1 protein-coding gene is annotated in these 17,176 nt (G+C 66.5%); it reads left to right on the top strand.

All coding sequences use genetic code 11. From position 1 onward, the window contains the following. Window positions 1–77: 77 nt before the first annotated feature. The gene (locus AB6809_RS17365; RefSeq protein WP_371026889.1) at window positions 78–16,916 is read left to right on the top strand and encodes an amino acid adenylation domain-containing protein; all 16,839 of its coding nucleotides are present in this window, start codon (window positions 78–80) and stop codon (window positions 16,914–16,916) included. Window positions 16,917–17,176: the final 260 nt, after the last annotated feature.

Genomic DNA, 17,176 nt, shown 5'->3' on the forward strand with positions numbered 1-17,176 from the left:
GCATCGACTCATCTCGGCCCGCGCTTACGCGCGCGGGCGTCAGACATCTGAATACATCTGCATTCTTCACGGATACCATGCAAGCCATCCATTTCGATACCGATTTCCTGCCCGCCCGCGTCGCGCGGTTTGCCATCGAACGGGCCGACGCCGTTGCGCTTGTCGATAGCGAGGGGCCGCTGTCGTGGCGCGATTTGTGGGCGTGGTCGGGGCGGCTTGCTGCGGCGCTCTCCGATCAGGGCGTGCGGCCGGGAGACCACGTGGTGCTCGCGTTACCGCGCTGCTCGGCGCTCGTCGCGGCGATACTGGCGGTGTGGCGATTGCGCGCGTGTTACGTGCCGCTCGATCCGGCGTCGCCGCAAGCGCGGCTGCGCTGGCAGGCTGAGGATTGCGGCGCGCGGGTGGTTGTGATGGGCGGGGCTTTGGACGCAGTGGTTAACGCAGCGAGCGATGCGGGCTTCGATGATGTGGCCAATGTCACGCTCCATCGCGCAGCGAACGCCGTGGCCGACATTGCATCGAAGACGGCAACGAGCGCCGTGGCCGACATTGCAACGAAGCCCGCAGCGAACGCTTCAACGAATCTCTTCACAACTGCCGCCACGAACTCAGGCGCTAACGCGGCACTAAAATCAGCCGCGCCCTCATGGCTACCCGACGGCATCGCGACGCTGAACCCACACACGCTACGCGACGCTACTAACAGCGCCGCACTCGCCGCTCATCTCGGCGATGCCGCCGCCAATCCGCAACCCACCGACGGCATCCTCCTCTGGCCCGCCTACGTGATCTACACATCGGGCTCCACTGGCCGCCCGAAGGGCGTCGTGCAAAGCCATGCCGCGCTCGCTGCATATCTGCGCGGCGTCTCCGAGCGGCTGCCCGGGGACATCGCGAGCGCCGCATATCTGTCGACGCCTGCCGCCGATCTTGGCCACACGTCGTTGTTCGGCGCGCTCTGGCACGGCTGGACGCTGCATCTGATCGACGCCGACATCGCCGCCGATCCCGATGCCTTCGCCGCCTACATGCACGCGCATTCCGTCGACCTCCTAAAGATAGTGCCGAGCCATCTCGACGCGCTGTTGCAGGCGCAGTTGCCCGAGCGCGTGCTGCCGCGCCGTTGCCTCGTGATGGGCGGCGAGCCGGCGCCGACGCGTCTTGCCGAGCGCATCGAGGCGCTGCGTCCCGAATGCCGGTTGATCAATCACTACGGGCCGACCGAGACCGCTGTCGGCGTGCTCACGCGCAGCGGCGCGCAAAGCCGCGCGGCGACGTTGCCGCTTGGGCAACCGCTCGCGCACGTCGACGCACGCATCGTCGATGCTGACGGCAACGCGGTGCCGAAGGGCGCGGCGGGCGAGCTGTGCATCGGCGGCGCGAGTGTCGCGTATGGTTATCTGAACAGGCCGTCGCTGACGGCTGAGCGCTTCGTGCCCGACCCCGACGGTCGGGGCACGCGGCTTTATCGAACGGGCGACCGCAGCCGCCGTCTGCCAGACGGCGAATTCGCGTTTCTCGGCCGTCTCGATGACCAGGTGAAGATCCGCGGCTTTCGCGTCGAGCCTGAAGAGATCGCCGCGCGTCTGCGTGCCGAGGATGGCGTGCGCGACGCCATCGTGATCGCGCACACGGATAGCGAGGGCGCGGCCAGCAGCGCGCCGCGCCTCGTCGCCTATCTGAGTTCCGCCGAGGCGCTCGACGTTGACGCGATCCGCGCGCGTCTCGCCGCGGAACTGCCCGAGTATATGGTGCCGTCGTCGCTGCAAGTGCTCGGCGCGTTGCCGCTCACCGCGAACGGCAAGATCGATCGCGCCGCGTTGCCCGCGCCGCGCGAACACGAGGCCGCGAATGCCGCGCGCGTCGAGCCGCGCAACGACACCGAGCGCACGCTTGCCGGGATCTGGAAACGTGTGCTGAAACGCGAGGACATCGGCGTAACGGACAACTACTTCGAGATCGGCGGCGATTCGATTCTCAGCTTGCAGATCATCGCGAAGGCGCGCAGCGCAGGGCTCAAGCTGACGCCGAAGCAGATGTTCGACTATCCGACGATCGAGGCCGCGGCGCGGGTCGCGGTGGCGGTGGTGGGGAATGCGAGTGCGAATGCTGGGGCGGGCATGCAGGCGAGCGGTGGGGGAAGCGTTGGCGCATCGGGCGGTGCGTCTGCGTATGACTTCGTGGGTACTCGCGTCGGCACCAACGCCGGCACCAACGCAACCAACGCAACCAACGCAACCAACGCAACCAACGCAACCAACGCAACCAACGCAACCAACGCAACCAACGCAACCAACGCCACTCCAATCGCGGCAGCGGAAGCCACGAACGCCACCATACATCCATCGCCCACCGCGCAACTCGCGGCCGGCGACGACCTCTTGTTCGCACAAGCCGGCGCCTCACGCGAGTCAGTAGAGGCCGTCTATCCGGCCACGCCAATGCAGCAGGGTCTGCTATTTCACGGGATGCTCGACGGCGAGCCCGGCATGTACGTATCGCAATTGCGTCTGACGATCGACGCGCTGAACCTCGACACGATGCGCGCGGCGTGGCACGCGGTGATCGCGCGTCATCCGGTTTTGCGCACGCGTTTCGTGTGGCCTGCTGGCGGCGAGCCGTTGCAAGTCGTCGAGCGGCACGTGCGGATGCCGTTCGAAGTCCATGCGTGCATCGTTCGTGTTGCGCCTGGTTCGTCGGATACCACGTCGATAGATGCTCAGTACGACGACGCATATGAAACCGCGCGGACGGCGCTCGTCGCGCGCGGTTTCGAGCCAAGCGTTGCGCCGCTGATGCGCGTCGATGTATTCGAGCGTCCCGACGGCGCGCACGATCTGTTGTGGACTCACCATCATGCGCTGACCGACGGCTGGAGCACCGCGCAGGTCGTCACCGAAGTGGCGCGCGCGTACGCCGCGCTCGACGCAGGCGGCGCGGCCGACGCGTCGCCTGGTGCGCCGTATGCGGATTACGTCGACTGGCTGCGCAACCAACCCGACACCGAGGCGTTCTGGCGCGCACGGCTCGCGACGCGCGATGACCCAGCGCGTCTTGCCGACGCGCTCGGCAGTGCGTTCCGATCATCGTCGTCGAACGGTGTCGACGGTTCGGTGGCGCAAGCACTGATCCGCGAACTCGACGGCGACTCACACGCGCGCCTGAAGCGCGCCGCGCAGCGTGCACAGGTCACGCTGAACACGCTCGTGCAGGCAGCGTGGGCGCTCGTGCTCGCGCGTTTTTCGGGGCGCACGCAAGTGGCATTCGGCATGACCGTGTCCGGCCGGCCGGTGGATCTGCCGAATGCGCAGTCGATCGTCGGTCTCTTCATCAACAGCTTGCCGCTGTGGGTCGATGTGAAATCCGATGCGCCGTTGCGCGCCTGGCTCACCGCGTTGCAGCGGCGTAACGCGGAGCTGCTCGAAGTCGAGCACACGCCGCTCGCGAGCTTGCAGCAGTGGGCGGACTCGAGCGTCGATGCGTTGTTCGACAGCCTGATCGTGTTCGAGAATTACCCGCTCGACGACGCGCTCGATGCGATCGGCGGCGTGCCGCGCGTGCGCGCCGTCGAGGCGCACAACCGCAGTCATTTTCCGCTGATGCTCGTCGTCGCGCCGCGTCACGTCGGCGGCGGCGATGCACTGAGGCTCGAGTGGCATCGGCATGCGGCACGTGTGCGGGCGGAAGACGTCGCACGCGTCGCCGGGTATTTCGAGCAGATGCTGGATGGGCTCGCGAAGGCGCTTGTCGACAGCAATCGCACCGATGTGCGGCTGCGTGATCTGACGAGTGATCTTGCTGCTGATTCTGTCGCGGTTGCTAAAACGGCGTTCGCATACGAGCCGGTGACCGCGCGCATTGCCGCGCAGGCACATGCGAGGCCCGATGCTGTTGCACTCGTCGATGGCGACGAAGAGGTGACGTATGCGCAACTCGATGCCTGGTCGGGCGCGATTGCGCAGGAGTTGATTCGTCTTGGCGCGGGAGCGGAAGTGCGCGTAGGTGTCGCGATGCAGCGCTCCGCGGCGCTGGTTGCATCGCTGCTCGGCGTGTTGCGCGCGGGTGCCGCTTATGTGCCGCTCGATCCGTCGTATCCGGCGGAGCGCCTTGCGCATATCGTCGATGACTCGCAGTTGCGTCTGATCGTCACCGATGCGCCGAGTCTCGCGCAGCATGCGGCGTTGTTCGGCACGCGGCCGACGCTTGATGCTGTGGCGTTGCGCGAGACGTTGCCGAATGATGAGCCGCTCGACGTCGCGATGTATCCGCGTCCGCAACAGCTTGCCTACGTGATCTACACCTCGGGCTCGACGGGTGTGCCAAAGGGCGTGGGCATCACACACGAAAACATCGCACGCCTCTTCGACGCAACGCAATCGAGCTTCGCATTCGATTCATCCGACGTCTGGACACTGTTCCATTCGTACGCATTCGACTTCTCAGTATGGGAAATCTTCGGCGCACTCGTGCATGGCGCACGGCTCGTAATCGTGCCGCACTGGAGCGCACGCGAACCCGCGGCGTTTCATGCGCTGCTGCGCAAAGAGCGCGTGACGGTGCTGAACCAGACGCCCTCGGCCTTCATGCAACTGACGCACGCCGACGATGACAACACGCTCCAGTCGCTGCGCGTGGTGATCTTCGGCGGCGAGCGTCTCGAGCCTGCGTCATTGGCGCGATGGGCGGACGGCGCACGTCGCAAGGGTGTGCTGCCTGCGCTCGTGAACATGTATGGCATCACCGAGACAACGGTTCACGTCACGCATCGCGCGCTTGATGAGCCAGCGTTGCGCGATGCACGCAGCGTGATCGGCGCGCCGCTCGACGATCTCACGCTGCATGTGCTCGACGCGGACATGAACCGCGTGCCGGTGGGCGCGGTGGGCGAGTTGTATGTAGGCGGCGCGGGTCTCGCGCGTGGGTATCCTGGCCGTGCAGAGCTCACCGCGCAACGCTTCGTGCCCGATCCATACGGCGCACCGGGTGCCCGTCTGTACCGCTCCGGCGACCTCGCGCGACGGCTGCCCGATGGCGACCTCGAATACCTGGGCCGCAATGACGATCAGGTGAAAATCCGCGGCTTCCGGATCGAACTGGGAGAGATCCAGTCTGCACTGCTTGCGCATCCGGAAGTGCGCGAGGCTGCGGTGCTGGTGTCGGGCGGCGGTGCGAACGGAGGCGATAACGACCAGCGCCTCGTCGCCTATGTCGTGCCGCGCGAAGAACCGCATACGCGCGACATCGCGCGCTGGCAGACATGGCTTGCCGCGCGCTTGCCGGCGCACATGGTGCCGTCATCGTATGTGGAGATGGAGCGGTTTCCGCTGACGCCCAACGGCAAGCTTGATCGACGCGCGTTGCCCGGACCCGAGGACGTCGCCAACGCAAAGGGCCGTGCATCTTACGTCGCCCCGCGCGACGAAACCGAGGCGCGGCTTGCAGCGATCTGGCAACAGGTGCTCGGGGTTGAGCGTGTCGGCGCACTCGACGATTTCTTCCTGCTCGGCGGGCATTCGCTGCTGGCGGTGCGCGTCGTGTCGGCGGTGCGGACGGCCTTCGGCGATGCGCCAGGATTGCGCGCGTTGTTCGAGCATCCGCGGCTCGACGACTTTGCGACGCTGCTGCGCGCCGCGCAAATTTCCAGCGGTGATGCGCTGGCGCACGCGTCGGAAGTAGTCGGCGCTTTTATTGCTACTGTGGACACCAGTTCGTCTGATGCGCGCGCAGTGCCAGCCACCACAGAACAACCATTCACCAACACACCCACTCAATCCACCCTAACCGCACCGATCCCTCTATCGCCATCGCAGCAAAGCCTGTGGTTTTTATGGAAGCTCGACCCGCAAAGCGCGGCATACCACGTGAACGGTGCGCTGCGTTTTGACGGCCGCCTCGATGTCGATGCACTACGTGCCGCGTTCCGCGCGCTGACCCAGCGACACCCCGCACTGCGAATGCGTTTCGCCGAAGTAGAGGGTGTTCCGTTTCAACATATCGATGCCGCGAGTCACAGCGAGATCCGCCTGCTCGAACTGCCGCCGACAGCGGGGAAGTCCGCGTCCGATGACACAGACAACGCCGGCGACAAAGCACTGACCGATTGTCTTTCAGCGCTCGCCCGCATGCCTTTCGACCTGACCGCCGAGCCGCCGGTCCGCGCGACGCTCGTGCGCATCGACGAAAATCATCACGCGCTGCATCTGGTGCTGCATCACATCGTTAGCGACGACTGGTCGATCGGCCTGTTGTTCGCCGACTTCTCGCGTCTGTATCGCGAGCATTGCGCGGCAGCGCTCACGGGTTCCGTCGAACTTGCCACTAGCGATGCGAACGACGCAGCCGAATCAGCGGCTGCCTATCGCGACATCGTCGCCGCACGCGCCGCGCAACTCACACCCGAGCGCGAGTCCCAACAACTCGCATGGTGGCGCACCACGCTCGCCACCGACGACGATTCCCCCGCAACCCTCGCGCTACCCTACGACCGCGTTCGCACCGGCACGCGCCGCGCGCCTGGCGCGCGCCATCGCGCACGCGTGCCGGCCGCCACCGCGAATGCGCTGCGCGCGCTCGCGAGCACGCATCGCGCGACGCTCTTCATGACGCTTCTCGCTGCGTTCGACGCGTTGCTCTATCGATACTCGGGCCAATCCGACATTCGCCTCGGCGTGCCGCTCGCGGGCCGCGATTTGCCGGATACGGCGAACGTCGTGGGCTTTTTCGTCAACACCGTCGTGATTCGCACCGCGCCGCGCGGCGAGATGCGCGCGGCGCAACTCATCGACGATGTGCGCGAGCGGTTCTTCGACGCATACGCGAACCAGGACGTGCCGTTTGCGAGCGTCGTCAAGGCGGTGCAGTCCGAGCGCGATCTCACGCACACGCCGCTTTTCCAGGTGCTCGTGAATCAGCAGCAGCGCCACGATCTGACGACATCGTTTGGCGACGGCTTGCGCGTGTCGCTGCAGGAAGTCGACAACGGCGAGGCGCAGTTCGATCTGATGCTCAACATCGCTGAGAGTGCCCGCGACGCGATCGACCTGACGTTCACCTACGCAACCGATGTGTTCGACGCGTCGACTATCGAACGGCTCGCGCGCAATTTCACGGGATTGCTCGAGCAGTGGAGCGCGGCGCCGCAGGGAAGGCTTGCGTCGTTCGAATTGCCTGAGTTGCGTGACGACGCGGCGCGTTGTATGCCCGCCGCGTTTGCATACGAGCCGGTGACCACGCGAATTGTTGCGCAGGCACACGCGCGGCCTGATACTGTTGCACTCGTCGATGGCGATGAAGAGGTGACCTATGCGCAACTCGATGCGTGGTCGGGCGCGATTGCGCAGGAGTTGATTCGCCTCGGCGCAAGAGCGGAAGTGCGCGTAGGTGTCGCGATGCAGCGCTCGACGGCGCTGGTTGCGTCGTTGCTCGGCGTGCTCCGCGCGGGCGCGGCGTATGTGCCGCTCGATCCGCCGTATCCGGCGGAGCGCCTTGCGCATATCGTCGATGACTCGCAGTTGCGTCTGATCGTCACCGATGCGCCGAGTCTCGCGCAGCATGCGGCGTTGTTCGGCACGCGGCCGACGCTTGATGCTCTAGCGTTGCGCGATGCGTTGCAGAATGATGAGCCGCTCGACGTCGCGATGTATCCGCATTCGCAACAGCTTGCCTACGTGATCTACACCTCGGGCTCGACGGGCACACCAAAAGGCGTAGGCATCACACACGAAAACATCGCACGCCTGTTCGACGCAACGCAATCCCGCTTCGCATTCGATGCAGCCGATGTCTGGACCCTGTTCCATTCGTACGCATTCGACTTCTCGGTATGGGAAATCTTCGGCGCCCTCGTGCATGGCGCGCGTCTCGTGATCGTGCCGCACTGGAGCGCACGCGAACCCGCGGCGTTTCATACGTTGCTGCGCGAACAGCGCGTGACGGTGCTGAACCAGACGCCCTCGGCGTTCATGCAACTGACGCATGCCGACGATGACAACACGCTCGATTCACTGCGCGTGGTGATCTTCGGCGGCGAGCGTCTCGAGCCGGCGTCATTGGCGCGATGGGCGGACGGCGCGCGTCGCAAGGGCGTACTGCCGACGCTCGTGAACATGTACGGCATCACCGAGACGACGGTTCACGTCACGCATCGCGCACTCGATGACGCAGGGCTGCGCGATGCGCGCAGCGTGATCGGCGCGCCGCTCGACGATCTCACGCTGCATGTGCTCGATGCGGATATGAACCGCGTGCCGGTCGGCGCGGTCGGTGAGTTGTATGTAGGCGGCGCGGGTCTCGCGCGTGGCTATCCGGGCCGCGCTGAGTTGACGGCGCAACGCTTCGTGCCCGATCCATACGGCGCACCGGGCGCGCGTCTGTACCGCTCCGGCGACCTCGCGCGACGGCTGCCCGATGGCGACCTCGAATACCTGGGCCGCAACGACGATCAGGTGAAAATCCGCGGCTTCCGGATCGAACTCGGAGAGATTCAGTCGGCACTGCTTGCGCATCCGGAAGTGCGCGAGGCTGCGGTGCTGGTGTCGGGCGGCGGTGCGAACGCAAACGCCAGTGACCAGCGCCTCGTCGCTTACATCGTGCCGCGCGAAGAACGGCATACGCGCGACATCGTGCGCTGGCAGGCATGGCTTGCCACACGTTTGCCTGCGCACATGGTGCCGTCATCGTATGTGGAGATGGAGCGCTTTCCGCTGACGCCCAACGGCAAGCTCGATCGACGTGCGTTGCCTGCGCCCGAGGACGTCGCCAACGCGGCGCAGGCCGTCGCCGCATCGACGCCCGCCGAGGCTGCTTTGCTGACCGTCTGGCGCGCGGTGCTGGGGCGCGACGACATCGGCGTGACCGACAATTTCTTCGTGATCGGCGGCGATTCGATTCTGAGTCTGCAGATCGTGTCGAAGGCGCGTGATGCCGGTTTGCAGGTCACGCCGCGCATGGTGTTCGAAGCGCCGACTGTGCAGCAGCTCGCGCGCGCGGCGCGACCGTTGGCCGCTGAGTCAGGGTCCACATCAACGTCCACGTTGACCACCACTGCGGACGCAGTGCCTGGCGCGAACGGCTCGTCATCGTCCGATTTGTGGCGCGCGCTCGGCCTCACGCCCGAGCATATCGAGGACGTTTATCCGGCGACGCCGCTGCAAGCCGGCTTGCTCTATCACACGCTCGCCGACGCCGGGCAGGGCGCGTACTTGAATCAGATGCGCGCGACGCTGTCCGGCGCGCTCGACGTCGCCGCGATGCAGGCCGCGTGGCAGGCCGCGCTCGAACGCCACGCGATTTTGCGCACGGCTTTCGCGTGGCAGCATGGCGGCGCCGTCATGCAGATCGTCCATCGCAAGATCGCATTGCCGTTCGAGACACACGACTGGTCAGCCGCCGCGGACTACGACGCGCGTCTCGCCGAGTGGCGCGCGCGCGATCTCGCGGACGGCATCGCGCCCGACGCCGCGCCGCTGATGCGCATCGCGCTCTTCGTTCGCGACGCGCACACTGCTGACCTCGTGTGGACGCATCATCATCTGTTGCTCGACGGCTGGAGCGTGTCGCTGCTGTTCGCCGAAATTCTGCGCGATTATCGGATGCGCGCAAGCGGCGCGGCTGCGGCGTTCGAAACGGCGCCGCCATATCGTCAGTACGTGGAATGGATTCGCGAGGCCGCCGACGATCCCGCGACCGAGACATGGTGGCGCGCGTGGGCCGCGCGCGCCGACGATCCCGCGACGCTCACTGCGAGTCTCGGGGAGCCGCGCGCGGCCGAGCCCGGCGCGCATGCGCGGCGCCGCGCGCTCGACGAAACGCTCGTCGCGCGCTTGCAGGCGACGGCGCGTCGTCACGAGATCACGCTCAATACGCTGATGCAGGGCGCGTGGGCCGTGCTGCTCGCGCGCTATGGACATCGGCGCGGTGTCGCTTACGGCACGACGTTCGCGGGACGGCCGGCGCATCTGCCGGGCGTCGAACGGATGCTCGGGCTGTTCATCAATACGCTGCCGGTGTGCGTCGATGTGGACGCGAGCGCTGAACTCGGCGCATGGTTGCGCAAACTGCAAGGCGAACTGACCGAGCTGCGCCAGTACGAACACACGCCGCTCGCGCGCGTGCAGCAGTGGAGCGGGCGCAGCGGCGATGCGCTGTTCGACAGCATCGTCGTGTTCGAAAACTATCCCGTCGATGCCGCTCGCAACGGCGACGCGGGCCTGAAGGTCGCGTCCGTCGATTCAATTGACCCGACGCATTACCCGCTCGCGCTCGCGATCATTCCGCGCGGGCAGACGCTTTCGCTCGAATGGGCGTGGGACGGCGAGCGCATCGACCGCGAGACCGTGGGGCGGATCGAAGCGCAGTATCAAGCGGTGATTGTGCAGATGGTCGATGATGTGGAGCGACGGGTTGGGTCGTTGGCGTTGCCTTTGCAGCATGAAGCGAAGCCGCTGAAGTCCTATGCGTTCGAGTCGCTTGGGATGGCGCTTGCGGCGCAGGCAAAGCGTACGCCGCAGGCGATTGCGCTGCGCTGTGAAGCTGAGTCGCTTACGTATGCGGAGCTCGATGGGTGGTCGGCTGCAATTGCTGCACGGCTTGTCGCGCGAGGTGTCGGTGCGGAGCGGCGCGTGGGATTGTGTGTTGCGCGAGGACCGGCGCTGATTGCGGCGTTGCTTGGGATCGTACGCTCCGGTGGTGCGTTCGTGCCGCTGGACCCGGATTACCCGGCCGCGCGCCTCGCGCAGATGATCGGCGATGCCGGGATCGTGCAGGTGGTGGCGGATGCGGCGAGTGCGGCGCGGGTGGCGGAGGTGCTTGCTGAATGTGAAGTACTGGACGTGGGTTCGCAGTCACTGATGGAGCCGGAGTCAGCGAACCACACCGACATCGCGTTGCACCCCGACCAGCTCGCCTACGTGCTCTACACCTCGGGCTCGACCGGCCGGCCAAAGGGTGTGGGAGTGAGCCACGGCGCGTTATGGACGCACCTGCGGGACTTCCTCACAACCTACGGCATCTCTAGCGACGACACGGTCCTCCACTCATCGACGATCAATTTCGACGTCGCGTTGCACGAAACGCTGCCCGCATTCCTGCGGGGCGCGACGGTCGAAATGCGCGGGATGCAGCCGTGGGATCTGCAAAGCCTGAGCGAGCGGCTGGTGAAACGGCAAGTGACGTTCGCGCGGATTCCGACGGCGCTGTGGCAGCAGTGGCATCGCCATGCGCCGCCGCGCGCGCAGCTTGCGCTGCGCCAGGTGACGGTCGGCGGCGAGGCGCTGCCTGGCGACGCGCTGACGCGCTGGCGCGACGGACCGCTCGCGGATATCCGGCTCGATAACCTGTACGGACCGACTGAGACGACAGTCGCCGCGTTGTATCGCCACACTGTGGCCGACGATGTTCACGAGGTGACGGTGCCGATTGGCCATCCGTATCCGGGCCGTACGGCGCATGTGCTGGATGCATTCGGCGATGAAGCGCCGGTGGGCGGGCTCGGGGAGTTGTGCATCGGCGGGCCGACGGTGGCGCGCGGTTATCTGGGCCGCGCGGGTCTCACCGCTGAGCGGTTTGTGCCGGACCCGCACGGCGCGCCGGGTGCGCGCATGTATCGCAGCGGCGATCTGTGCAGAATGCGTGCGGACGGCACCGTGGAGTTTCTCGGACGGCTCGATCAGCAGGTGAAGCTGCGCGGGCAGCGCATCGAACCTGCCGAGATCGAGGCGGTGTTGCGTCAGTGCGAGGGTGTGCGCGAGGCGGCGGTGATTGTCGTCGGCGAAGGGCAGACGCAGCGGTTGGCGGCGTATGTGGCGGGCGAGGGTGGCGCGGTAGAGGCTGACGTGGCGACGACGGATGCAGCAAGTACCGCTGCAAAGACAGGCGCACCAAGCACCACTACAACCACATCACCCACCCTCGACGCCGCACGCCTTCTCCGCGAACTGGAGCACAAGCTTCCCGGCTACATGGTCCCGTCATCGGTGACGATACTCGCGCGGCTGCCGTGGATGCCGAACGGCAAGCTCGACCGCGCCGCACTGCCCGCGCCGCAGACGGGCGCACGCGAGTGCGTGGCGCCATCGAACGAGATCGAATCGGTGCTGCTGTCGATCTGGAGCGCCGTGCTCGGACGCGACGATCTGGGCGTCACCGACAACTTCTTCGAAGCCGGCGGCGACTCGATCCAGAGCCTGCAGATCATTGCGCGGGCGCGCGAGGCGGGCTGGCGGCTGACACCGCGGCAGATCTTCGAGCATCCGACGGTGAGCGGTCTCGCGCAGCGCGCGCAACGGCTCGATTCGCCGAGCGCGCATGAAATCGACGACGGCGCCGCGCTCGCCCTCACGCCGATCCAGCGGCTGTTCTTCGAGCGCTATCCGCAAGGGGAATCGCACTGGAACCAGGCGGTGCTGCTGAAGGTGAAGGGGCGGCTCGTGCCTGAGGCGCTCGAGCGCGCGGTCGCTGCCCTGGAGGCGCGCCACGACGCGCTGCGTCTGCGCTTCGTAAAAGAGGCCGGGGAGTGGAAGCAGATCGCGGTGACGGAAGCGACGAAGGATTCGCAAACCGCCATCGTCCGCCGCGAAAAACTCTCGTCGCTCGCAGACGTCGCAGCCGCCTGCAACAACATCCAGTCGAGCCTCGACATCGAGCGCGGCCCGCTGTGGCGCATCGGTCACTTCGAGACTCCAAACGAAACCCGTCTGCTGATCGCGATCCATCACCTGTCAGTGGACGGCGTCTCCTGGCGCGTGCTTCTCGAAGAACTGCAAACCGCCTACGAACAAGCAGAACGCAACGAGCCCATTCACCTGCCGGCCCCGTCGATGCCCTGGCGCGCATGGGTCCGTGAACTTCATCAGTATGCCGAATCAAATCACGTTCAATCCGAAGCAAACTGGTGGCGCGAAGCGCTAAGCGTCGTCGACGCTGCTCCCGATCTTCCACTTCGCGCACCCGCAGGCACACGCGTCGCCGAAAGCGAAACGATCGACTGGACACTCGATGCGCGCCGCACACGCGAACTGCTGCACAACGCATCGCGCGCGTATCGGACGCGGGTCGACGAACTGCTGCTCGCCGCGCTCGCGCAGGCGCTCGGCGCCTGGAGCGGCGCGGCTGAGATCGCCGTCGAGCTGGAAGGCCACGGCCGCGAGGACGTGATCGACGGCGCGGATCTGAGCCGCACCGTCGGCTGGTTCACGACGCGTTTCCCGGTCGCGCTGCCCGCGTCGGCCGCAGCGCCGGGAGACGCGCTCATCGCCGTGAAGGAACGCGTGCGCGCGGTACCGAACAAGGGCTTGCATTGGGGACTACTCGACGCAAGCCGCACGCGGCCGCGCCCCGCGATCAGCTTCAACTATCTGGGGCGCTTCGATCAGTCGTTCGATCCGGCGTCGCGTTTCGCCTTTAGTTCCGAGGATGCCGGCAGCAGCCACGGCGCCGGCGCACGCCTCGATTACGCGCTCGACCTGAACGGCATCGTCACTGGCGACACGCTGTTGCTGCGTTGGCGTTTCGACCCGGCGCGGATCGATCGCGAGAGCGTCGAGCGCATCGTCGATACTTTCGGTCAGCATGTCGATGCAATGATCGCGCATTGCGTCGCCGCGCCCCAAGGCGCGACGGCATCGGACTTCCCTCTGTCGGGCCTCGATCAGACGCAGCTACGCGCGCTGAACCTGGCGCTTGGCGGCATCGCCGACATCTATCCCGCGACGCCCTTGCAGCAGGGTCTGCTTTATCACAGCGAGTTGCGGCGTGGCGAAGGCGTCTACGTGAATCAGTTGCAATTGACGCTCGACGGCCGCCTCGACGCCGCCGCACTACGCGCGGCCTGGCAGGCCGCTATCGCGCGGCACGACATGTTGCGTACGCGCTTCGAGTGGCGGCATGGTGAAGCCGCATTGCAGATCGTGCAGCGCGAAGCCGTACTGCCGTTCGCAGTGCACGACTGGCGCGATGTGCAGGACTACGATGCGCGTCTTGCCGAGTGGCGCTCGGCCGACGTCGCCGCCGGTATCGACCCGTCGCGTGCGCCGCTGATGCGCGTCAATGTGTTCCGCCGTCCCGATGGCCGCTTCGATCTCGTGCGCACGCACCATCATGTCCTGACGGACGGCTGGAGCGGCGCACGGCTTCTCGCCGAAGTCTTCGACGACTACGAGCGCGCGTTGGGTGTCACGCACACCGCTGCGCACGCCCCCGCGCATACACCGCCGTCGTATCGTCGTTACGTCGAATGGCTCGCGGCGCAGCCCGATCCGCGCGACTGGTGGAGCGAGCGCCTGAAAGCCGCCGACGATGCCGGCACCTTGACCGCGAGCCTCGCCGCGCCGCTCGACACGGCTTCGAGCGAACCCGCGAGCGCTGCGCGCAAGATCGCGCTGAAACTCGACGCGCCGCTCGATGCGCGCGTGCGCCGCGCCGCACAGCGGCATCGCGTGACGCTCAATACGCTGATGCAGGGCGCGTGGGCCGTGCTGCTCGCGCGGCTGAGCGGCAAGCAGTCGGTCGCGTTCGGCGTGACGGTGGCGGGGCGCCCCGCATCGTTGCCTCACGCCGAGGATATGTTCGGACTGTTTATCAATAGTCTGCCGGTGTTCTCGACGGTGCGCGGCGACGCCACGATAGCCGCGTGGCTCGACGCGTTGCAGTCGTACAACCTGCAAATGCGCGAGGTCGAGCATACGCCGCTCGCGTCGTTGCAGCAGTGGGCCGGGCGCAGCGGTGACGCGCTGTTCGATAGTCTGATCGTGTTCGAGAACTATCCGGTTGCGACGCGCGCAGCGTCGGCGCAAGCGGGCGCGCTGCGCGTCGACTCCGTCGATTCGTTCGAGCGCACGCACTATCCGCTGACGCTGACGATTCTGCCGGCCACGCGCATCGAACTGCAATGGCAGTGGGACAGCCGGCGCGTTGCGCGCACGCAGGTTGAGCAGTTGCAGCGGCAATACCTCGCGCTCATCGATCAACTCGCCGATGAAGGTGAGCGCGCGCCGCGCTTCGTCGGCGAACTCGCGGCGCGGCGCGGTGCGCCGCAAGCCGAGCCGTTGCTATTGCCACCGCCCGCGCTGCGCGCCTGCCACGAGCGCTTTGCGGTCGAAGCCGCGCGCGTGCCGCAGCGCATCGCGGTGCGCCAGAACGGCAAGGCCTTCGACTACGCGACGCTCGCCCGCTGGTCCGTCGCAATCGATGCACGCTTGCGCGTGAGCGGCGTCGCGCGAGAGGAGCGCGTGGCCGTCTGCATGCGCCGCTCGCCCGCGCTGATCGCGAGCATGCTCGGCGTGTGGCGAAGCGGCGCGGCTTATGTGCCGCTCGATCCGTCGTTCCCGGCCGAACGCCTCGCGGGCATGCTGGAAGATGCGGGCGTTGCGCGCGTCATCGCGGATGAGGAGGGCCGCGCGCGACTCGGTGGCGCGCTCGATAACCGCATTGTGCTCGACGTGGGAAGCGGTGAAGATGCCTTCGTCCACGACGCAGCAAGCGCACTGCCGCCCATATCGCCGTCCACGGATTCGCAGCTTGCCTACGTGATTTATACGTCGGGCTCGACGGGCCGGCCGAAAGGCGTTGCAGTTTCGCACGGCGCGCTGGCACGGCTGCTTGCAAGCGTCGGCATCGCGCCGGGACTTAATCAGGATGACGTACTATTGTCGGTCACGACGCCGTCGTTCGATATTTCGCTGCTCGAATTCTGCTTGCCGTTGACGCGAGGCGCGTGTGTCGAAATGGCCGACGCGCAAACGGTGGCGGACGGCATGGCGCTTGCGCGGCTTATCGACGAAAGCGGCGCGACGTTCATGCAGGCGACGCCGAGCGGCTGGCGTCTGCTCATCGAATCCGGTTGGCATGGGGCGTCGCGCGGGCGGCTTACCGGCATCGCGGGCGGCGAGCCGTTGCCGGCCGATCTCGCGGCGCAGCTTGCGCAACGCGGCGTCGAGTTGTGGAACCTGTACGGTCCCACGGAGACGACGATCTGGTCGAGTTGCGCTCGCGTGTCTGGGAGTGGACCTATCACGATCGGTCGCGCGTTGCATGCGAACGCGCTGCGCATCGTCGACGCGAGCGGGCAGTTGACGCCGCAAGGCGGCGTCGGCGAGCTGTGCATCGGCGGCGAAAATCTTGCGCGCGGTTATCTGGGCCGCGCGGGTCTCACCGCCGAGCGCTTCGTGCCCGATCCATACGGCGCGCCGGGCGCGCGCATGTACCGCACTGGCGACCTGTGCCGCGAGCGGACCGACGGCGAATTTGAATGTCTCGGCCGGATCGATCAGCAGGTGAAGCTGCGCGGCTATCGCATCGAACTCGGCGAGATCGAGGCGGCGCTGCGCGAGTGCGACGGCGTGCTCGACGCGGCCGTCGCGCTCGTGCCGGGTGCGGGCGATGCCGAGGCGCGGCTCGTCGCGTATGTCGTCGGTGCAGTTGTTAATGAGCCTGATCGTGAAGCGCGCGCGGTGCCGGCCGGCTGGCGGCAGATGCTTGCCGCGCGGCTGCCCGGCTACATGATTCCGGCGGCGCTCTATGCGATCGACGCGTTGCCGCGCACTGCGAACGGCAAGCTGGATCGCAACGCGCTCGCGCGCTTCGAGACGACGCCTGCGACCGAGTCGTCGTGGGTCGAGCCGTCGGGCGAAATGGAAATGCTTATCGCGCGGCTTTTTGGCGACGTGCTTGGGCTCGAGCGGGTCGGTGCGGACGATGATTTCTTCGCGCTCGGCGGGCACTCGCTCGCGGCCGTGCGCGTCGTTGCGCGGCTGTCAGAGCAGCTTGGTCGCAAGGTTGCGCTCGCCGCGCTGTTCGAGCAACCGACGCCGGCGCTGCTCGCCGCGTTGCTTGACGATTGCGTCGATGCAGAGGCTTCTGGCAGGGCTTCGTCGAACGATGAACTGCAGGCGCTCGATGGGTTGTTCGATGGACTCGATTGAAATCCGCGAGGGAATGGCGGTTGCGCAATGGCGCTGTTCGCCAGGTCGGCGCGCGCACGGTTGCATGGTCCGCGTCGAATGCATCGCTTGCTTAGCGTTCAACGCGAATCGCGCGTGGGCGAAGCGGTGCCGTCGATATATCCGCGTTACATCATCACCTCGCGCAAGCAAGCGCATGCACGACGAGACTGCGCTGCTCGAACTCAACGACTCAAGCCGCTCATTGCTCAAAGACAAACATCACACGCGGCCGCGAAGCC

Source organism: Paraburkholderia sp. RCC_158 (assembly GCF_041355255.1).
GTDB classification, from domain to species: domain Bacteria; phylum Pseudomonadota; class Gammaproteobacteria; order Burkholderiales; family Burkholderiaceae; genus Paraburkholderia; species Paraburkholderia graminis.